Below are 19,687 nucleotides of genomic sequence, written 5' to 3' on the forward strand. Positions count from 1 at the left end.
TTGTTGTTCCCTGCTGGTCTTGGCATCAGGCATTTCTAGGGTGAAATGTCTTTTCTAACTATGGTATAATAAAATTTAGTTCTGCACAATTGTAGAAAAGGAAGGCGTATAATGAACTGGTTTTTTTGGAAAAGCAATAACTATAAAGAAATGGATACCCGAATAGAGCAGCTGGATGAAAGTCTGCAGCAAATAAAAAATATAATGCTTGCTATGAGTAATACGGTTACTGAGTGTTGGGAGCAGCAGGAAGAGAGCCGTGGGCAACTGACAAAATTAACGCGTTTGCAGTATAAATCCGGACAGGAAACGCAGAGTAAGCTGGAACAATTAGCCCAGGGCTTGCTGGTGGTGCAACAGCTTGTTGCGGGTGAAGAACGTGCTGCGGCGTTAAAGCAACAGCATCAATATGCACTAGAAGTATTACTGAGGCAGCTTGATGACATTGATAGTGTTTCTGCCGGGCTTATTCATACGGAAGATAATGCCTGGCAACCGTTATTTAAGGAGTGGGCGCAGCGAATAATAACCGCATTGGCTGAAATGGGGATTTATGAGATTCCTGTCCTGGGCAAGGTATTTGACCCCCAAATGGCTGTAGGGGTGAGCAGTGTGATCAGGCCAGCGGAATTGGCGACTGTCACTCCCTATGAAGTAGCAGAAGTTGTAAAACGCGGTTTTATTACTGGCGAGGGACAGTTATTGCGTAAGGCGCAAGTGATTACATATCAGGAGGGGAAAGGTTCCAATGAATAACAAAGCACGTCCGGTAGTAGGTATCGATTTGGGAACGACAAATTCGGCAGTGGCATACATTGTTAACGGCAAACCGAAGATCATTCCGTCGCCGCAGGGACAGGAAATTATTCCCTCGGTAGTTTTGCTTGATATGCAGGGTAAAATTCTTGTAGGTGACGCGGCAAAGGCGTCACAAGTAGCTATGCCGGACCGGGTTGTAGCGGCAGTTAAGCGAAAAATGGGTTCTAATGAACCGGTATATATGGCAGAGCAGGCTTTTTCACCCCAGGAAATTTCGGCCATGATTTTAAGGGAACTCAAAAGCTATGTGGATAATGCGTTTGGTGAAGGGGAAAAAGAAGCTATTATTACTGTGCCAGCCTATTTTACTGACGAGCAGCGCCGGGCGACGAAGCAAGCGGGGGAATTGGCCGGATTTGTGGTAGACCGGATTGTTAATGAACCAACGGCAGCCGCCTTGGCGTTTGGATTAGAACAGCTTGAGGAAGACAAGCATATTCTGGTATATGATTTAGGCGGCGGCACCTTTGACGTTTCGGTTGTAGAGATGATGAGTGGTATTTTGGAGGTAAAAGCATCAGCCGGTAATAATCAACTGGGTGGGGAAGATTTTGACTGGCTGTTAGTGGATTGGCTGGCAAGCAAGATTAAAAAAAGCCATGGAATTGATCCGTTAAAGGATATCCGTGCTAAGAGCCTGCTTAAGGAACAGGCCGAAAAGATTAAGATTGAATTGTCCTCTGCCGAAAAAACAGCCATCCATTTGCCGTTAGTAATGATGAAAAATAACCATCCGGTGGGTCTGTCCACCGAAATTACCAGGCAAGATTTTGTTGGCCTCATTGAGGGCATGCTTACCGAAACTGTGGATTGTGTGCGGCGAGCCATAGCTGACGCCAAGGTAGACGTGTCTGAGATTCAGGAAATTCTGCTGGTAGGCGGTTCAACCCGCATACCGCGTGTGCGCGAGCTACTGACAGCGTTTTTGGGCAAAGAACCGCGTTGTGATGTTAATCCTGACGAAGCTGTGGCTTTAGGGGCGGCGGTGCAGGCTGGTTTAAAATCAGGTGAGTTGGCAGACAGTGGCCTGATTATTACTGATGTGGCTCCCTTCTCGTTAGGAACCAGTATTTTAGGCGAGCGTCAGGGGATAGCCCGCAATGGTTTGTTCAGTGTAATCATTCCCCGCAATACTACTATACCAGTCACGCGTACTGAACGGTTTTATACAGCCATGCCAGGGCAAACCACCGTTCAGATTGATATTTATCAGGGTGAGCATGAACTGGTAAAATATAATCACAGTTTGGGAGAGTTTTTGCTGGAAGATATTCCGGCTAATTATAAGGATGTTGAGCCTATTGATATTACCTACCGTTATAATTTGAATGGCATTTTGGAGGTTACGGCCAAATGTGTCAGCAATGACCGGGAAGCGACACTGACTGTCCATGATGCCTTAGCAAGGGATTCCAAGCAGCAATTTGTGCAAAGTCTGGACAAGCTGCAAGCCTTGTATGAAAATGCGCCAAAAGAGGAAATAGATGAGGAAAGCGAATTTGATTTATCTGATTTTGACATTGAAGATGAGGAGGACGAGGCCGGAGAGGCTTCTATCGAAGACCTACGCGAGGAAATAGGCATGCTGCAAGGCCGGCTAGCGGCAATAATGCCAGACAGCAACGAGCTTCAGCGGCGAAAGATAGATAAGCTCAAACGCAGACTGGAAGAGGCTAAACTGCTGGAAAATACAGCAGACATCCAAGAAATTATCGACGAGACGACAGATCTGTTGATTGATTTGGAGATGGAGGATGAAGAATAATGCCGAAGCAGGAAGTGCTGTTTGCGGAGTTGCTTCCCCAAGAGGAGAGCCCTGTTTCCGGACAGAATACTACCGGGAAGCCAGGCGGCAAAGCGGGAATAAGGCGGCGTAAAAAAGCCAACCGTAAGGTAGAAGATTATTATGCATTGCTGGCGGTAAACCAAGATGCGGAAGTTGCGGATATCAAGCGGGGATATTTGCAAAAGCTTAGGCAGTATCCGCCTGAGAACTACCCGGCAGAGTTTGAACAGATCCGCAAAGCCTATGATACATTACGGGATGCTGCGCAACGTAAAGAATATGATATTGTACGCCAATACGGCGAATCAATTGAAGATTTATTAGATGAGGCAGTTGGTCGCAGGGGAATAACAGCCCAGTCGGTTAAGCTGCTGCAACGGGCAGTTAAGATTGATCCCCTGCACACCAAGGCTCGCTTGGCACTTGCTTATGCACATATTTACCGTGATGAGGTAGCTGCTTTTGAGAGACAGTTTGTCGAACTTATGAGCCAGGCCGGGCCTAATAAGTGGCTTACCATAATGGGAGGAAAAATCACGCAGCTGTTGCAAGTGGGACGGATAACAGCTGCATTTGATGAATTGCAAAAAGTAACCGCTAGGCAGCCTGATGCTATTAAGAAACTGTGGCCTGTATACATAAATGTCTATGGCGAGGCAGGAGAAGTGGAGCTACTGCTGGCAGAGGTTGAAACGGCCATAAAAGCTATTGAGACACCTGAACCGGCTAATGCTGAGCTGTATGTAGCTTGGATTCAGGTGGTAATTGCTTTCGACGAGAGCGGAAAAAAAACAGACAGAGTGTTGAGTGCCACGAAAAAGTGGCTAAAGAATTTTACTAACACAGCAGATTCGGCAGATATTTCAAAGATTTTTAGTAAGGAATATGAAAAATGCCGTGAGGCAAGTGAATATCAAAGTGCCAAGATATTCATTGATTTAGCCATTATGGCAGACCAGAAAAATTCGGATTTACAGCAATATGCGCTCGAAATCCAAACGGTAGTGCAGATAATGCGGGAGTTTGACCGTATTTTGGACGATAAAAGACTGTTTCCAGGTGTTATAATTGAAGCATTGCGCTGGGTAAGCGAAGAATTCCACGTATTGGAAGAAGAACTGGAAGAAATGACATATTGGCTGCCGCCAGAGTTCCACGAGGAAATTTCAGATATGGATGAAGATTATGCTGCCGGTATTATTTTGCTGAAGAAACGATATCCTGTGATATACCGCCACTATCAGCAGCGGTGGGAGGCAATGTTTAAAGAAAAAACGGCTGGTTTAAACAGGGAAGAACGACGAAGCCTAAGGTTGTAGCTCCGTGAATGTATGCTAAAGGCACACAAAGATTAATTAGGTACACTGAGAAGCGGGTTCTGCAGAACCGCTTCTCATATTTTCTTCCAAAAAATAAGGGACTGTCTCAATTTTATTGAGACAGTCCCTTTTGGGATCATTGCTGGATATTGAAATTATAGTTCAGACCGTTATTATTATCCCAATTATTTGCTGAATCTTTAAAGGAGACGCATAGTGTATCATGGTTGTTAGCTATGACAGTAGTCTCAAAACCAGAAGGTGTTCTGGTCATATGCACATCCTGAGTATTTTGCCATTCAAAGCCATAACCAATATGAGCATGAACACAGGAAGCACCACTTTGGGGTAATAATCCGTTGTAGCAGATTTTCACATCTTCGCCTGGATGGGGATTGGTAGGGCTGATAATTACACTGTTCGCTAAATACTCGTTGCTGTTTGCCTTAAAGATCATATTATCTCCTCCTTTTGATCGACTATAGCTTAGTATTTCACAATTAAATTTCATCATTCCTGTAGATTACTGGTAAGCATTAATAATAGAAAAATAAATAGTACATGTAAATTTTTAGCTCAGTGGGAACAATATTTGTATTATCTTGCGAGGAGGCTGCATATGAAAAAAAAAGATTGTATTGCTATGGTACTTGCCGGAGGAAAAGGTACTCGTCTTAGCTCACTAACTTCAGCTATTCCCAAACCGGTAGTACCTTTTGGCGGAAATCATTGTCTCATCGACTTCACACTAAGTAATTGTTTCAATTCCCATATTGATACGATAGGTGTCTTGACACCAGCTAAACCATTTAAGCTTCCAAACCTGATGAAACGGCAAGATGCCAGTTCGACAATATATTCTTTACCTCCACTAAATAGACTGCAAAGTTGTATAGCTAGCGAATATACTGGAACTGCTAATGCTGTACATGCAAATGTAGATTTTATTGATCAATTTAACCCGGAGTACATTTTAATAGTATCAGGTGATCATATTTATAAAATGGATTATACTGAACTTCTTGCTTATCACAAGGAAAAAAGTGCAGTCGCAACCGTTGCAGTTACCACTGTTCCATGGGCAGAGACTTATCGGTTTGGCATCATGACTACTAAGACAGATGGAGCTATCGCAGAGTTTACCGAAAAACCAACTAATTCCCAAAGCAATCTTGCATCTATGGGGGTCTATATTTTTACTTGGGCAACTTTGAAAAAATACCTTTTACAAGATGCTTGCAATAAAAAATCCAGCCATGATTTCGGTAAAGACGTTATCCCCACTATGCTGAGCCAGGAAGAAAAAATGTATGCCTATTCATTTAAAGGATATTGGAAAGACGTGGGGACAGTAGAAAGTTTGTATGATGCGCATATGGACTTGCTAAGAGAGCCTCCCGCACTTACTCTCGTAGATGCCAATTGGCCTGTTTTTTCTACCATGGCAGGAGATGTGGCCCAGGCTGCCATTTTATTTGATAAAGAAAGAAATTCGCTTTTACATAGCGGTAGTTCAATCAACGGATTAATTAATGGATCGGTTATTTTTTCTAACGTATATATTGGGAAAAATGCCAGTATTAAAAATTCCGTAGTTATGCCCGGAACCGTAATTGGTGAGGGGGCATGTGTTGAGCGAGCAATTGTTGGACCTGGGGCATATATTAGAGATGGTTACAGCTTGCTGGGGGATATTGATGGCTATTCGCGGATTGCAGTAGCTAGTGAAAATTCTACCATTCCTGATGGTTTGCCAATATATGCGCTCGACAGTCGCGAAAAGATAAAACAGACTGTATCTAAAATAAAAAGCGACTCAATATTGGATTTTGGCAGTCCTTCTTTGGTGAGAAGATGAAACATATACTGCCAAAGTATTTGAAGGCAAGCAGAAAATAAGACTGGACTGTAAAAGCGAGGTCTGGACATGAATTATGAAAAACTTTACGGCGTCGGATTATTGGCGGCGGCTGGCAAGGCAATATCAATTGTTATACGGCAAGTTCTATTTAGAAACAGGAGGAAACAAGTGATGGTTAAAAGCAAAGACCGGCATGGAAAGACGGTTGTAGAAGCAGAGACAGCCTTAGCTATGATAAGTTTTGGAAATGAATGGGGTGAATTGAAAAACCAGACTGAGAAAGAAAGGTTTAAGGCGCATTTTTTAGATAGATTAAAAAGTCTGCATGGAAAAACACTAGCCGCGTCTTCTGATTGGGAGAGGTATAGTGCATTAGCCAGTGTAGTGCGGGACTATATCAGCAAAGACTGGATTGCTACCAAACAGCATTATGCTGCTACGCATAGCAAACAGGTATATTATTTTTCCATAGAATTTTTGCTGGGGCGACTATTGGGGTCTAACCTGCTAAATTTGGGAATAAAAGATATTTTCCAGGAAGTATTGGATGAGTTGGGGATTAATTTGGCGCAAGTAGAAGCTCAGGAAGAAGATGCGGGACTTGGTAATGGGGGACTTGGCCGTTTAGCCGCTTGTTATCTTGATGCTATGGCTTCTGAACATATTCCGGGGCATGGCTGTGGTATACGTTACCGATACGGACTTTTTGAACAAAAGATTGTTAACGGATATCAGCAGGAGTATCCGGACAACTGGTTGAAAAACGGCTATCCATGGGAATACAGACGGCCGGATGAAGCAGTGGAAGTTAAATTCGGCGGCAACATACGAATACAGATTAACGGAAAAACCGAATACATTCATGAAAATTACGAATCAATCATGGCGATTCCCTATGATATTCCTGTAGTCGGTTACCAAAACCATATTGCTAACACGCTAAGGTTATGGAGTGCTGAAGTAAAATTGCAAGACTGGGTATGCTCTGGGTTCAGTCGTGATGACTGTCAGGGAACAATTGAATATACCCAAACAGTGCAAAATATTTCAACTATCCTCTATCCGGACGATAGCTCTTATGAAGGCAAGGTTCTCAGGCTAAAGCAGCAATACTTTATGGTGTCAGCCGGGTTGCAAAGCATTATCCGCAATTATAAGGCTGTAAACACCGATATCGGTCAATTATTTAATCACATAGCTATTCATATCAATGACACGCATCCGGCACTGGCCATTCCTGAGCTTATGAGGATCCTGATGGATGAAGAGAGGCTGGGATGGAACGAAGCATGGGATATTACCACTAAGACCATATCTTATACGAACCATACGATATTGCCGGAGGCCATGGAAAAGTGGCCGGTCGAAATGGTGAAAACTTTGTTGCCGCGCATTTTTATGATTATTAACGAAATCAATGAGCGGTATTGCCGGGAACTGTGGGGCAAATATCCTGGCGAATGGGAGCATATTCACCATATGGCAGTGATTGCCGATGAACAAGTTCACATGGCCCATTTGGCTGTTGTAGGCAGTCATTGCGTAAATGGGGTGGCAAAACTTCATACCCAAATTCTCAAAGAGCAGGTTCTGGCAGACTTTTACCATTTTTCACCCGCTAAGTTTAGAAATATTACAAATGGTGTTACTCATCGACGTTGGTTGATGCTGAGCAATCCGTCGCTGGCTGCACTGATAAATGATAAGATTGGGCCGCATTGGATTGAATATCCCTGCGATATGGCGCAGTTAATGAGCTATGCCAATGATACCGGTTTTCAACAGGATGTCGCTAAGATCAAATTTCAGAACAAACTAAATCTGGCGCAGCATATTAAAGAAAAGTATGGTGTAAACGTTGATGCCAATTCCATTTTCGACGTGCATGTAAAACGTATACATGCCTATAAAAGGCAGCTTATGAATGTGCTGCATATTATGGATTTATACAACAGGATAAAAGATAGTCCGTCTCTTGATATCATGCCACGAACCTTCATTTTTGGGGGGAAAGCGGCTGCAGGCTATTTTGAGGCAAAATGTACAATTAAACTAATTCATGCACTGGCTGATATGGTAAATAACGATAAAAGCATTCGTGACAAAATAAAAGTGGTATTTATGGAAAACTATAATGTTTCATTGGCTGAACTTATTATTCCTGCTGCTGATGTCAGTGAGCAGATTCCTACTGCCAGCAGGGAGGCTTGCGGTACCGGAAATATGAAATTGATGATGAACGGTGCCGTTACCATTGGTACATTAGATGGCGCCAATATTGAGATTCGCGATGTTGTGGGTGATGAAAATATCATTATTTTTGGACTCACTGCCCGGGAAGTACTGAATTATTACCGGCATGGCGGCTACAATTCATGGGATATCTACAACAGCGATATAAGAATCAAAACCGTTACCGAGCAGCTTATTAATGGCTTTTTTCCGCAGGGACGGGATGAGTTTAAAGTGCTGTACGACTCCTTGCTCTATCACAACGATCGTTACTTTATGCTCAAAGATTTTGCTTCTTATGTGGAAGCTCAGAATTTGCTTGACAGCCGGTATAAGGATCATAAGATGTGGTCAAAAATGTGTATTGCTAACATTGCTCATTCGGGGAGATTTGCAGCAGATCGGGTATTTACCAAATATGCTATGAATGTTTGGGGAATACGGCCTGATGATCCTGTCCGCTGTGATTGCTCAGATGACGAATTCATGAGTTTCCACCATACCGGTTGTACGCGCAGTAATCAGTCAAGCAGCATGCCGTTACAATAAGCAAAATGAGATGATCATTGTGCAGAACGGAATTTCAATTTTGCATAGTGGTAGTTCAATCAAAGGACGCTAATTGCATTATGCGACAGCAAAATGGGGGGGAATAGTATGACGTTGAAAGGAAAAGTGCTGATTGCGCAAGGCGGGGGTCCTACAGCGGTTATCAATCAAACGTTGGCAGGCATTGTTTTAGAATCGAGAAAATATGGAGAAATGACCCGGACTTACGGAGCGATTCATGGCGTAGAAGGTATAGTTAACGAGAATTTCTTAGATTTGACGCAGGAAACGAGTCATAACTTGGAACAGGTTGCAATGACGCCATCGTCAGCCTTATGGTCTACGCGGATAAAGCCGGATAGCAAGTACTGTCATGAGATTTTTCAAGTGTTGCAAGCCCACGATATCAGGTATTTCTTTTACATTGGAGGTAACGATTCTGCTGATACTGTTTGGATCGTGAGCGAAGAGGCCAAGAAGGTTAATTATGATTTAAGGACTATTCATGTTCCCAAAACAATTGATAATGATTTAGTTCTAAACGATCATACTCCTGGTTACGGTTCAGCGGCTAGATTTGTAGTTCAGGCATTCATGGGAATCAATCTGGATGTTAGAGCCCTTAGAGGCGTTTATATTGGTGTTGTGATGGGCCGGCACGCGGGCTTTATGACAGCAGCTTCCGCTATTGCCCAAAAGTATCCAGATGATGGACCACACCTTATATATCTTCCGGAACGAGAATTTTCTATGGAAAAGTTCTTAGCAGATGTTAAACAGATGTATGACCGTCATGGGATGTGTATTATCGCTGTTTCAGAAGGAATATGTGATGCCGGCGGTGTGCCGATTATCGCTACTATGCGCAAGGATCTCGAAATCGATGCTCATGGTAATGTAAATCTCTCCGGCACGGGTGCCATAGGAGATTTATTGGCACAGCAAGTGAAGGCTCGGCTGGGAATTTCCCGGGTTCGGAGTGATACATTTGGCTACCTGCAGCGATCATTTGTGGATTGTGTTTCCGATATTGACCAACACGAGGCGAGGGAAGTAGGTGAAAGAGCCGTTCAAATGGCTTATTGGAATAATGTTAATGGATCACTCACTATTCAGCGAACCGGCAATTATTCTGTTGACTATCGCTTGGCTGGAGTGGAAGAAATTGCAGCAAAAACAAGGGTTATGGCGGATGAGTTTATTAATAAGGAAGGTAACCATGTCACAGACGCCTTTAGATTATATATAAGGCCTTTACTGGGGTCTGGATTACAAATACCATCGCATTTAAGGGCACCCAGAGTGCCGAAGCTGCTAAATAGTGAGTGAACTTCAGCTATGCTGAAACAAGTTCACTGGAAATCTTTCGATTGCATATAGACATTTTCCGTTCTCCCTTGAAATCAATCATTGACCGTAATAGCATGGCCCCTGGCATACGCCAGGGGCCTAAAGTATATAGACAAGTTATCGAGAATTATTAAATTTAGCAATAATTACAGCAACAGAAATAATCGCAGCCCACATAAGATAGTCCTTTATTAGATCTAGTAATTCTAGCATTATTTTGTGCCCCTTTACCATTTATAAAGGTATAATCATCTATTTTTTTAACGGAATCTCGGGTCGGGCCAATACCTATGATGGTAATACCTATAAGGCCACCAAATATCTTGCTCAAGAATAACTACATTCGGCTCCTCGTGATCACTGTACCTTTTATACCGTAAAACAACTTCATTACTGATAGGATGCCATCCGTCTTTGCCAATAATTATGTATTTAGGATCTACATCGCTCTCATCCATAGACAGCCTAAAATTCACATACCTTCCTTTAGATATGTGAAAATCAATCGCTCTCTCATCTCCTGAAGTCGTAAATTTGTAGGTTATCTCTTTGCCCTTCTTATTAATCTGAAAGCAATCATTATTGTCTTTGTTGTACTTACCAAAAACATCCTCAAAATTACCGTCAGTACTTATAGTTCCGCTGAAATTATGCGTGCTTCCATCAGTGGTCATTCGCAAGTGCACGCCTTCTTTATCCTGCCACAAAAAATATCCTATAATCTTGCCCGGGATAAGCTCAAGTGGCCGATCATCGAACTTCTGGGGAAATGATGCTGCAAATGCACTACTACAAAAACAAAAAACACCTAACAATGTAATAAATAAAATCCTCCATTTTTTCATGGAATCGCTCCTTTCTATCATCGGTTTCGGAAGTACCAAGAAGTTTACTCATTCTATACTACTAATAATGGCTTAATACTATTGTAATATTTCAAAACCAGCTAATCAAGGCATTCAAGAACAAAAAGCCATACCCGATGGATATGGGCTAAGAACAGCTGACCAATCCCGGTTATTTCTTGCGGCTCTCTTGGGCGGGCATGTGCAGCTTATGGGAGCGTATAGTCCCGCGATTTTAAAAGAACATGTAGAAAGTGGCACTATCAGAATACTAGGTGTTGCCGACGAGAATAGATTAACCCTTCCCGGCTTTGAGAATGTACCAACCTTCAAGGAGCAGGGAATCAATGTTGATTTTAGCTTTTGGAGTAGAATCGCGGCTCCCCAAGGTATAACGCTAGCCGAAAAGGCCAGACTGATAGCAGGGCTAAGGGAACTAATCAATGACCCTGACTTCAAAAAGAATATGGAGGAACTGGGAATGTCAGTCCAGTATATGGGGCCAGAGGAATTTAGTGAAAGATGGATAGAAGATAATGCAAAATTGACGAAAACAGTAAAAGAGACCGGAATTGCAGAACTTATTGCGTCTCAGAAAAAATAAATCGTGGGTAATTTTCTCAAAACATCATCGCTCTGTCTCCTATATACCAGTATAATTTATGTCAATAACCCCGTCTCCCTGTTTCTCCGTCCCCCTGTTTCTCAGTCTATTTCCGGTACCGTTTGAAAATTACTTTTATATCTCACATAAATAGGGTATAATAGACATAGATTAATACAGCAAAACGCCCCTGCTGGTAACAGGAGCGCTTTGCATTTGAAATAGGGAGGCTACCTGAGCCAAATAGTGATTGCTAATGGTTTAAGTAATATTATCGTTATGGCGATAATTAACCAGACAATCACTCGCGGAGAAATCCACATGGTACTCACCTCCTTATTCAGTTTGGGACGAGTTGGCGCTCGTCCCATTTACATTATAACGTGGTTTTGGTAAGATTGGTATAAATAGTAAGCTGGAGCCGCCTCAGTTTTGTGTTTTAATGAACCGTAACGTGAGATGTATTGAAATTTGTAAGTAGGTTTGGATTAGGTTGTTGCTATAACCGTAACACGTAGTGTACTGTCTTAAATGCTAAATGTAATAAGCGTAAAAAACTCCTAGTGTAGCGAACTCTCGTTATATAGGAGTTTTTTATAAATTTTTCTAAAAAAGAGAAAAATTGCATCACTGAGTTATAATATGTGTGTTAATATAGTAGTATGAATTTATTTTTGTTTCCAATCCTATATACAACGATTTTAATTAAGAGATAAGGAGGGGGAAATTTGTATTTCGAGTTAAAACTAACGATACTGCTGAAAAGATCAACGCATCATTTACAGATGCAGGAAGCGATCGGGAACTGGATTAGTCAGGCACAACTATCCGATCCTCTTTTCAAACAAACCCATTATGACAAAACCTATAAGCATTTTGTATTTAGCAACTTATATCCCACTGAAAAAGACGGGATCTATCAGCAAGGGCGTATCTATGTCCTGACGATTCGCAGTTCAATTGCAGATACCTTAACCCGTATTCAGCATTGTCTCAAAAAATGCCGGGAAAGTGAATACGTTCAGCTTGTTGCCGGCGAGCAGCGAGCAAGGCAGCTGGGACACATTACGGAGCTGCTTACGATTACACCGGCGATTGTGACAATCGACCGGCAGCCATGGGTGCCGGAAGACAATATTGAATTACTGATACAGCGACTCCATGCTAATGCCGAAAAGAAGTTTAAATCGCTTTATCCTGAGGCTCCGGTACAGAAGGGGCAGCCCTTTATTCAGGGCATTACCATTGAGAACCGCAAGCCGCTGGCTACTGCCTATAAAGGCCGTAAATTATTAGGCAATAAGCTGCACCTGCTTATTCACGAGGACGAGTATTCACAAAAATTAGCCAACGTAGTCATGGGCTCTGGGTTAGCAGAGAAGGGCTCGATTCTTGGAGCGGGCTTTTGCCTGGCAAAATACCTCAAATGATGCAAGGAGGTGAAGTTTTTTGATCAGAGATTTGACAGTCGGCTTTCAAAAGGCACAGGAAAAGTTTTCCTCGAACATTCAGGAGAAGTTTCCTCCCATCATTCAGGATAATTATAAGCTAAAAGAGGGGATTTTTATCCGGCTGAATGTGAATCAGAGCTGGGAAGACCAGGTTGCCTCATTTGAACAAAATCATTTCATTATTCGTCGCCAAGAAGAACCGCAAAATACTGAATTGCTCAATTGGTTTAAATGTCAAGACTATTTAAGCTCACTGGTAGATATGAATAAACCGGTTGATTCAAAAAAACAAGTACATAGTAATAACCCGCTGGCGCTGTTCATGAAAAGGGAGGTTTTCTTGGCCGAAAAACAGGGAGGTAAGTACACTACCCAGGAGAACTTGGAGCGCTACTTACTAGCCACTGGCAGCGATCCGGTGCGTCAAAAATGGCTGGAAATGATACCAAAGGTAAAAAGCAGGAGTAGCAAAGATAACAGTCAGAGGGAAGTAAAGCCTTCAGTGAATGGGTTAGCAAAAGAACTGCAATTTTTTCAACAGTCTGAATACGCAGTGGCATTGACTTACCTTGATAGCTGTGAACGGCTTCAACTGATCGGACAGATAACAAAGTGGTATCACACCAATCTTGCAGTGTTAACGGAGTATATTGGACAACTTCCTTTTAAAAATTATGTGAAGCTGTTTTTTACTTTCGACTCTCCGGCTCCAACCCTTGTTTGTGAGCAAATATATGCCTTTGAATATGTACTGTATACCATCCCCAAGATTTTTAACAGCAATGACTATAACCAGTTGGTAGCTGCAGAACTCGTCGGGCTGCCAAGCTTTGATATGACAATGAACAGTAAGAAGCCCTTTATGGAGCATAAAACAATGCGCAGTCAGGCCCCTGAACGGGTTACTCTGCAGCAGGCAATGATGGCCAAGCAAACTACAGAATGGCTGGCAGCGGCTAAGCCCCCCTATGCCACCAATAAAATCGGCTATGAGTCAGGGTTTGTTCCGCCAACCGGTCATGTACCACCGGAAGGCACCTTTCATGTCTATATGGATGGAAAGTATAATGAACTCTATGGTTTTGAGAATGTTCCTTTTCCGCCAACGACAACGGTACAGGTAGAGTGGCTTAATATTTTGCAGCTAAAAGATCCTGCTGGTGATGAAAAATATTACGAAACCATTCAGACTGCGGAAGCCTTGCAAAAAACAATTAGCAGTAGATTCTTTCGTGGCCGGTTGAATCATTCGTTTATATTGAATGAACCGGACGTTAAAGCCGGGGAATTTACCGCTCTGATGGCAGCTTTGTATTTGCAAAGCAGGCAGGCTTTTCATGATTGGTTCTATAAAGGGACAACTGTTTCACTACGGGGGATTTTTGCTAAAGTGACGTTTCGATTGCTGGTGGAACAATTCATTCATGTGGAAACGTCGCGCATAGCAGAGCTTGCCGATGCTTTCAATCTGCGTTTATCTATCCAAATGGCAATTGATGATAAGGGAGGCAAAATAATGGCAGATCGCATTAAAGGAACAATGGATTCTTTGCGCGACAAGCTGGTAAATGAAGGGCTTGTTGTATGTGCAAATGATGAAGAGTTTTATTTTATGGCCGGGCAATTGGCGTACTACTTAATTAGTCAGTCCAGAACACAAAAAATAACTGGTGAGATGTATGAGCCTTTCTTACGGGCAAAAAATGGGCATCAGTTGAAGAAACGCCTGGAGGAAGCGTATATGCTTTATAAGCATGAGATTTTTTCCGGTTATCGCCGATTCAATCAGGCCTTTTCCCTAGTGCTGGGTTATGTGCCGGAGACCGATAATCAAGGCAGTGCCCGTGAACTTTTATTGGCAGGGATTTTCGCAGATAATTTGTTATTTGAAAAAAACGCTAAAGGAGTGGAATGAGATGGCAAAAATGAAGCAGCGTGTGATTGGCTTAATCGGTATTGTCAGCAGAATGGCAAATTGGAATGCTGATTTTACGGGATTGCCGAAGACAACGAGTGACGGGAATATTTTTGGCAGCGATAAAGCATTGAAATATAGTATAAAGCGTTTGTGGGAATGGAACGGAGAAAAAGTGCTGTATATTCGGTCCTACAAATTGGGGAAGGGCAAAGAAGGCGAAAAACTGCAGCCCCGGGATTTACAGGAACGATACCAGCAATTATTTGGTGAAAGTGTGTCCAAAGATTCGACGATTGTATTGAAACGATTATTTTCGTGTGTTGATGTTATGAATTTTGGAGCTACGTTTGCGGTTGAAGGACAAAACATCGGCTTAACCGGTGCAGTGCAAATTGGACAAGGCTTCAACAAGTATGATGAGACCAATGTAGAAGTACAGGATATCTTATCTCCCTTTCGCAACTCCAATGAGAAGAGTCAGGAAAAAGACGCCACTTCTATTGGCAAGAAAATCATGGTCGATGAAGCGCATTATATTTATCCTTTCACAGTAAACCCGAACCACTATGAAAATTATATTGGATTGCCAGGTTTAGATGAGTTTCAAGGCTATACACAGGAAGCTTATGCCGCCTTCAAAGAAGGCGCTTTGCTTGGGGCCACTGCCCTGCAGACAAACAGTAAGTCCGGCAGCGAAAATGCTTTTAGTCTGTTTATTGTATTAAAGGAGAATGCACTAGCCTATCTGCCTAATCTGGATCCTTACGTTACGGTATATAAGAACGAGAATAAAACCATTTATGATCTGTCGGCAATTGCCCCGATGGTGGCAGGCATCCAGGAGCAGGTTGAACAAATTGAACTCTACATCAATCCTTATGCAGCAGAAGTCCGTTTAGAGCTTGACGGCCTCAAGCGTTACAATATTATTACGAGGGCGGCGCTGTAACCATGCGTACACTTCGGTTTGAACTAAAAGGCGAAACGGCATTTTTTAAGAAACCAGATGTCAATAGTTATGCCTATTTTACGTATAGCCATATTCATAAAATAGCCTTGTTCGGGATGCTTGGGGCAATACTCGGTCATGGTGGTTATATGCAGCAATATGATGTTAATTATCCGTTGACTACTAATCGCAAAAAGGCAAAAGAAGTTCAGGTGTTTCCCGAATTTTACGAAGTATTTCAGCAGGCCAGGGTCAGTATCATACCTCATGGGGATCGCGGATATTTTGCTAAGAAGCTTCAGATTTTCAATAATACGGTCGGTTACGCCAGTCAGGAAGAAGGCAAAGTCTTAAATGTGCGGGAACAATGGCTGGAAAAACCACATTGGACAATTTATGTCGCAGATGATGAGGGGTTGGCAGCTGGTATTTTTGCGAAGCTGTCCGAAGCCTTACTGCAGTCGCAAAGTGTATATATGCCGTACCTCGGAAAAAACGATCACCCCGCAGCAATAACTAATCCGGCGCTGGTGGAGGTTAGTCCGGCCGGGCAGGTACAGTTTATTGACTCACTGCATCGCAGTGATACTCTTGCTTATAAGGTGAGGGGCAAAATTAAGCCTGGCCAAGGTAAAAGCTTTTTCAAAGAATGTATGCCTGTTGCCCTTAATGCAGAAAACAACGGGTATGTTTTCCATCCTCTGGTAGTAGCCAATCATGAGATTGATCAAGCTTCCATTAGTGAAGACGATTATCGTAATTTGTATTGTGACGGGGAGCGCGTATTGTATTTTATCTAATAGTTATCCGGGGTGTAATGCGGCATCCCGGATATTGCTTTAGAAAGGAGTTTTCTTCTATGGGAATCGGAGCCTATCTGATTGACGGTGCTGAGATATTACTGGCTCACACTGCGAAGAAGGGAACAGGGAAAGAGCCGGAATCACTTATCGAGCATTCTAATTTAGTGCTTCACTATGTAGATAAGCTTTCTGAGCACAATGGATTATCGTCGGCCATTCAAAGAGCTGTAGCAAACCTGACCGTGCAGGATGAGCCGCTGACTCTTGCGGCCCAATATTGGGTTGTCAAATGTTTTAGGCAAGCCATATATTTGCATGATCTAGGTAAAATCAATCCTGTATTCCAGAAGAAAAAAATGGGTAATCAGCAAATAGAAAAGCTATCCCTGCCAGGGGATTCTAATCACGCACTCCTATCTGCGCTACTGTACCTGGATATTCATCTTGCCGAGCTTGATGAAATTGAATTTCCCGGGGCTAATTCGTTGGTGGGCAATTTCATGAAGCAAGTGCTATACGTATTTGCCTATGTTATTTCACGACACCATACGTATCTGGCGAATATAGAAGAACCGGATGGCGAAGAAACCAGTTTTGAAAAACAGCTGCAGTTGTTGCAGAAAAAAATTCAGCGCTATCCTGGCTATGTGCATTACTACCGGTATAAAGAGAGGCTGTGTTCTAGAGAAATCATTGCAGAGATGTTGAAGAGCAGATATCAACGCTTTACTGATACACATTCACCTTTTCCTTTTTATGTTTTAGCGAAATTGCTATATTCCACTATGGCAGCCTGTGATTTTTATGCTACTTATGCCTATGACGCAGAAAGAAGTCTGGAGTTTCAGTATTTTAGCAAGAAGCAAGAGCTTCGGCCTGTACTTGAGGCCTTTCACAACACCGAAATCTATCGTGGTGTACAAGAGTTACGCAATAATCCGCAGACCACAACGCTTAGTCCTATTAACAGATTGCGGTCAGCTTTGTTTTTAGCTACAGAAGCAGAGCTGCTGCGCAATTTGGATAAGCAGCTATATTATCTGGAGGCTCCTACAGGTTCCGGCAAGACGTATATGTCGATTAATTTAGGATTAAAATTGCTAAACAGCGAATTAGGGCTTAATAAGTTAATCTATGTGTTTCCTTTTAACGCATTGATTGAGCAGACTAAGCTGACCTTAGATAAGATTTTTCCAGATGAACTGCGCAACCAATACCCTATGCCTGTAATCAATTCAATAACACCGATCATAAGTAAAAAAGAAGAAGCTGCTGAAACTGGCAATGGAGAAACAGAGCCGGACTTTGACTACAAGTCAGTATTGCTGCAGCGGCAAATGCTGCAATATCCGGTGATGCTGACTTCTCATGTTAACTTTTTTAATTATCTGTTTGGGCTGGGAAGAGAGTCCAATTTGGCTTTTACTCATTTGTGCAACAGTGTTGTTATTCTAGATGAGATCCAAAGCTATAAAAATGCAATCTGGAAAGAAATCATTCATTTTTTACAGTCCTTTGCCAAGCTGTTGAATATGAAAATAATTATCATGTCAGCCACTTTGCCTAATTGGGATTTGTTAGTAGCGGGAGAAAGCGATACATGTTCTCTAGTTACTGAGCGAGAACAATATTTTCAAAACCCATTATTCCGCAATCGGGTGCAGCTGCATTTTGAACTTCTCGAGAAAAAAGTCATAACGGAAGAGGAATTGCTGGCCGAAGTACTCAAAAAACTCAAAGACCGGCAGGCGCAGGGAAAATCTACCCGCTTATTGATTGAATTTATTACGAAGGGTGCTGCAAGAAGTTTTTATCGATGCCTGCAGTCAGCGAAGCTGGACATCCCTTTATTTGAGTTGACAGGTGATGACAGCAATTTATTGCGAAAAGAAGTTTTAAAACAACTTAGCAAGGATGAAAAAGACAATTTTTATTTGCCGAATGCCATAGTTGTGGCCACTCAGGTGATTGAAGCGGGTGTTGATATCGATATGGATATTGGCTTCAAGGATAGTTCCATGCTTGACAGTGAAGAACAGTTTTTGGGGCGAATCAATCGTTCGTGTTTGCGTCCGGATTGCCACGCTTACTTTTTTAATATGGTTAAAACAACACTCATCTATCGCGCCGACCAGCGTACGGCCTATGATCTGCAAGACGAGGGCTGTCAAAAAATGTTGCAGGACAAGGACTTTAGCGGTTTTTATCATTTGATAATGGAAAAGATTAATGCGGAGCGACAAAAAGCTAATTTGAAAAACTGGTCCTATTTTACCGCCAGTGTGCAACAATTACAGTTTAAAGAAGTAGAAGAGGCAATGCGGCTAATTACAGAAAAACAGTATACCTTGTTTATTGCTCATGCGGTGGCTTATAAAAATGAGGACGGCGAAGCAGAGCAACTGGATGGGGCGCAAGTCTGGGAAAAATTCAAGGTTCTTTTGGCGGATCGGGAAATGGAATACGCTGAGCGAATCGTGAAACTTTCACAAATTAAAGAGAAAATGGCCTATTTTACTTTTAATTATGGGATTCAGCATAGCGGCAAGCAAACACCACCTCAATTTTATACTGAAGTAGTTGGCACGCTATATTACGTACCCGATGGTGAACGTTTTATGGAATTGGATAAAAATACAGGGGCGAAGAAGTTTAACCGTCAGGCTTATATCGGTGAGGAGGTGTCGCCGCTCTTATGAGAATAACAGGCACCATTGTTAATTATTATATCCATTGCAAGCGGCAGTGCTGGCTTTTTGCTTATAAGATGAATTTCGAAGATGATAGCGAAGATGTGCGTATCGGGCGCATATTACATGAAATTCGCAGCGAAGGACGCACTAATACGGAGATTCAAATTGAAGGTATTAAAGTTGATAAAATGACTGAAGAGTATGTTGTAGAGTTGAAAAAATCGGATGCTGATGTGGAGGCTACAAAATGGCAGACTCTGTATTATCTGTACATACTCAAACAAAAGGGCTTGGAACGTAAAGGGAGACTGGAGTTTATTGAGCGCAACAAGCAAACGCACAAAACTGTTGAACTGGAGTTGGACAATCCTACGGAATTAAAATTGATTAGTTTATTGGAAGAAATAGAAGTGTATTTGCAACAAGATAAGCCGGTGCCGGCAATTTATGCCAAGAAATGTGAGCGCTGTGCTTACTATGCCTATTGTTATATTTAAGGAGGGATGAA

General features: G+C 42.3%; 15 protein-coding genes. 13 read left to right on the forward strand and 2 right to left on the reverse strand.

What is annotated here, in order from left to right:
* Positions 1 to 111 precede the first annotated feature (111 nt).
* The 3 genes from grpE to SALPA_RS23675 are packed head-to-tail and all read left to right on the forward strand — an operon-like array spanning position 112 to position 3,924.
* Positions 112 to 756 (forward strand): nucleotide exchange factor GrpE, encoded by a 645-nt coding sequence (grpE, locus tag SALPA_RS23665; protein ID WP_145099856.1) that lies wholly within the window; start codon positions 112 to 114, stop codon positions 754 to 756.
* Positions 749 to 2,584 carry an Hsp70 family protein gene (locus tag SALPA_RS23670; protein WP_145099859.1) on the forward strand — a complete coding sequence of 612 codons (1,836 nt, stop codon included), beginning with the start codon at positions 749 to 751 and terminating at the stop codon, positions 2,582 to 2,584. The genes grpE and SALPA_RS23670 overlap by 8 nt, the downstream gene beginning before the upstream one ends.
* Entirely contained in the window at positions 2,584 to 3,924 is a 1,341-nt protein-coding gene (locus SALPA_RS23675) for a DnaJ domain-containing protein (RefSeq protein ID WP_145099862.1), read from the forward strand. Before SALPA_RS23670 ends, SALPA_RS23675 begins: the two co-directional genes overlap by 1 nt.
* 136 nt (positions 3,925 to 4,060) lie before the next feature.
* Here the strand turns inward: SALPA_RS23675 and SALPA_RS23680 are convergent, their stop codons facing one another.
* A complete protein-coding gene (locus tag SALPA_RS23680; RefSeq protein ID WP_145099865.1) occupies positions 4,061 to 4,381 on the reverse strand; it encodes a carbohydrate-binding protein in 321 nt (106 codons plus the stop codon).
* 162 nt (positions 4,382 to 4,543) lie between these two features.
* Between SALPA_RS23680 and SALPA_RS23685 the strand changes: the two genes are divergently transcribed.
* The 3 genes from SALPA_RS23685 to SALPA_RS23695 all read left to right on the forward strand — a co-directional run bounded on the left by SALPA_RS23685 (position 4,544) and on the right by SALPA_RS23695 (position 9,895).
* Positions 4,544 to 5,782 (forward strand): sugar phosphate nucleotidyltransferase, encoded by a 1,239-nt coding sequence (locus SALPA_RS23685; RefSeq protein WP_145099868.1) that lies wholly within the window; start codon positions 4,544 to 4,546, stop codon positions 5,780 to 5,782.
* 234 nt (positions 5,783 to 6,016) lie between these two features.
* Positions 6,017 to 8,566 carry a glycogen/starch/alpha-glucan phosphorylase gene (locus SALPA_RS23690; protein WP_145102213.1) on the forward strand — a complete coding sequence of 850 codons (2,550 nt, stop codon included), beginning with the start codon at positions 6,017 to 6,019 and terminating at the stop codon, positions 8,564 to 8,566.
* Positions 8,567 to 8,674: 108 nt separating this feature from the next.
* A complete protein-coding gene (locus tag SALPA_RS23695; protein WP_145099871.1) occupies positions 8,675 to 9,895 on the forward strand; it encodes a 6-phosphofructokinase in 1,221 nt (406 codons plus the stop codon).
* Between the two features lie 281 nt (positions 9,896 to 10,176).
* On the opposite strand, the gene SALPA_RS23700 is transcribed toward SALPA_RS23695, so the two are convergent.
* Positions 10,177 to 10,761, reverse strand: a complete 585-nt coding sequence (locus SALPA_RS23700; RefSeq protein WP_186451207.1) for a hypothetical protein — start codon at positions 10,759 to 10,761, stop codon at positions 10,177 to 10,179.
* Between the two features lie 190 nt (positions 10,762 to 10,951).
* Between SALPA_RS23700 and SALPA_RS23705 the strand changes: the two genes are divergently transcribed.
* The 7 genes from SALPA_RS23705 (at position 10,952) to cas4 (ending at position 19,676) form a co-directional block, all read left to right on the forward strand.
* Positions 10,952 to 11,365, forward strand: a complete 414-nt coding sequence (locus tag SALPA_RS23705; RefSeq protein ID WP_255451322.1) for a tripartite tricarboxylate transporter substrate binding protein — start codon at positions 10,952 to 10,954, stop codon at positions 11,363 to 11,365.
* 728 nt (positions 11,366 to 12,093) lie between these two features.
* Complete coding sequence (locus SALPA_RS23710) at positions 12,094 to 12,795, forward strand: CRISPR-associated endoribonuclease Cas6 (protein WP_145099877.1); 702 nt, start codon at positions 12,094 to 12,096, stop codon at positions 12,793 to 12,795.
* A gap of 19 nt (positions 12,796 to 12,814) precedes the next feature.
* A complete protein-coding gene (locus SALPA_RS23715; RefSeq protein WP_145099880.1) occupies positions 12,815 to 14,731 on the forward strand; it encodes a hypothetical protein in 1,917 nt (638 codons plus the stop codon).
* A 1-nt stretch (position 14,732) separates the two neighbouring features.
* Positions 14,733 to 15,683: a type I CRISPR-associated protein Cas7 gene (locus SALPA_RS23720; RefSeq protein ID WP_145099883.1), complete on the forward strand. Its 951-nt coding sequence runs from the start codon at positions 14,733 to 14,735 to the stop codon at positions 15,681 to 15,683.
* A 2-nt stretch (positions 15,684 to 15,685) separates the two neighbouring features.
* A complete protein-coding gene (gene cas5b / locus SALPA_RS23725; protein ID WP_145099887.1) occupies positions 15,686 to 16,483 on the forward strand; it encodes a type I-B CRISPR-associated protein Cas5b in 798 nt (265 codons plus the stop codon).
* A 59-nt stretch (positions 16,484 to 16,542) separates the two neighbouring features.
* Positions 16,543 to 19,185: a CRISPR-associated helicase Cas3' gene (gene cas3, locus SALPA_RS23730; RefSeq protein ID WP_145099890.1), complete on the forward strand. Its 2,643-nt coding sequence runs from the start codon at positions 16,543 to 16,545 to the stop codon at positions 19,183 to 19,185.
* Entirely contained in the window at positions 19,182 to 19,676 is a 495-nt protein-coding gene (gene cas4, locus SALPA_RS23735) for a CRISPR-associated protein Cas4 (protein WP_145099893.1), read from the forward strand. Before cas3 ends, cas4 begins: the two co-directional genes overlap by 4 nt.
* The last annotated feature ends 11 nt before the right edge of the window (positions 19,677 to 19,687 follow it).

Origin of the sequence: Sporomusa sp. KB1, assembly GCF_007830295.1 — a bacterium.
GTDB lineage: Bacteria > Bacillota > Negativicutes > Sporomusales > Sporomusaceae > Sporomusa.

What these genes read in the sequence shown, in the direction of transcription:
- grpE (WP_145099856.1), top strand. Translation starts at nt 112, where the DNA reads ATGAACTGGTTTTTTTGGAAAAGCAATAACTATAAAGAAATGGATACC.
- SALPA_RS23670 (WP_145099859.1), top strand. Translation starts at nt 749, where the DNA reads ATGAATAACAAAGCACGTCCGGTAGTAGGTATCGATTTGGGAACGACA.
- SALPA_RS23675 (WP_145099862.1), top strand. Translation starts at nt 2,584, where the DNA reads ATGCCGAAGCAGGAAGTGCTGTTTGCGGAGTTGCTTCCCCAAGAGGAG.
- SALPA_RS23680 (WP_145099865.1), bottom strand. Translation starts at nt 4,381, where the DNA reads ATGATCTTTAAGGCAAACAGCAACGAGTATTTAGCGAACAGTGTAATT.
- SALPA_RS23685 (WP_145099868.1), top strand. Translation starts at nt 4,544, where the DNA reads ATGAAAAAAAAAGATTGTATTGCTATGGTACTTGCCGGAGGAAAAGGT.
- SALPA_RS23690 (WP_145102213.1), top strand. Translation starts at nt 6,017, where the DNA reads ATGATAAGTTTTGGAAATGAATGGGGTGAATTGAAAAACCAGACTGAG.
- SALPA_RS23695 (WP_145099871.1), top strand. Translation starts at nt 8,675, where the DNA reads ATGACGTTGAAAGGAAAAGTGCTGATTGCGCAAGGCGGGGGTCCTACA.
- SALPA_RS23700 (WP_186451207.1), bottom strand. Translation starts at nt 10,761, where the DNA reads ATGAAAAAATGGAGGATTTTATTTATTACATTGTTAGGTGTTTTTTGT.
- SALPA_RS23720 (WP_145099883.1), top strand. Translation starts at nt 14,733, where the DNA reads ATGGCAAAAATGAAGCAGCGTGTGATTGGCTTAATCGGTATTGTCAGC.
- cas5b (WP_145099887.1), top strand. Translation starts at nt 15,686, where the DNA reads ATGCGTACACTTCGGTTTGAACTAAAAGGCGAAACGGCATTTTTTAAG.
- cas3 (WP_145099890.1), top strand. Translation starts at nt 16,543, where the DNA reads ATGGGAATCGGAGCCTATCTGATTGACGGTGCTGAGATATTACTGGCT.
- cas4 (WP_145099893.1), top strand. Translation starts at nt 19,182, where the DNA reads ATGAGAATAACAGGCACCATTGTTAATTATTATATCCATTGCAAGCGG.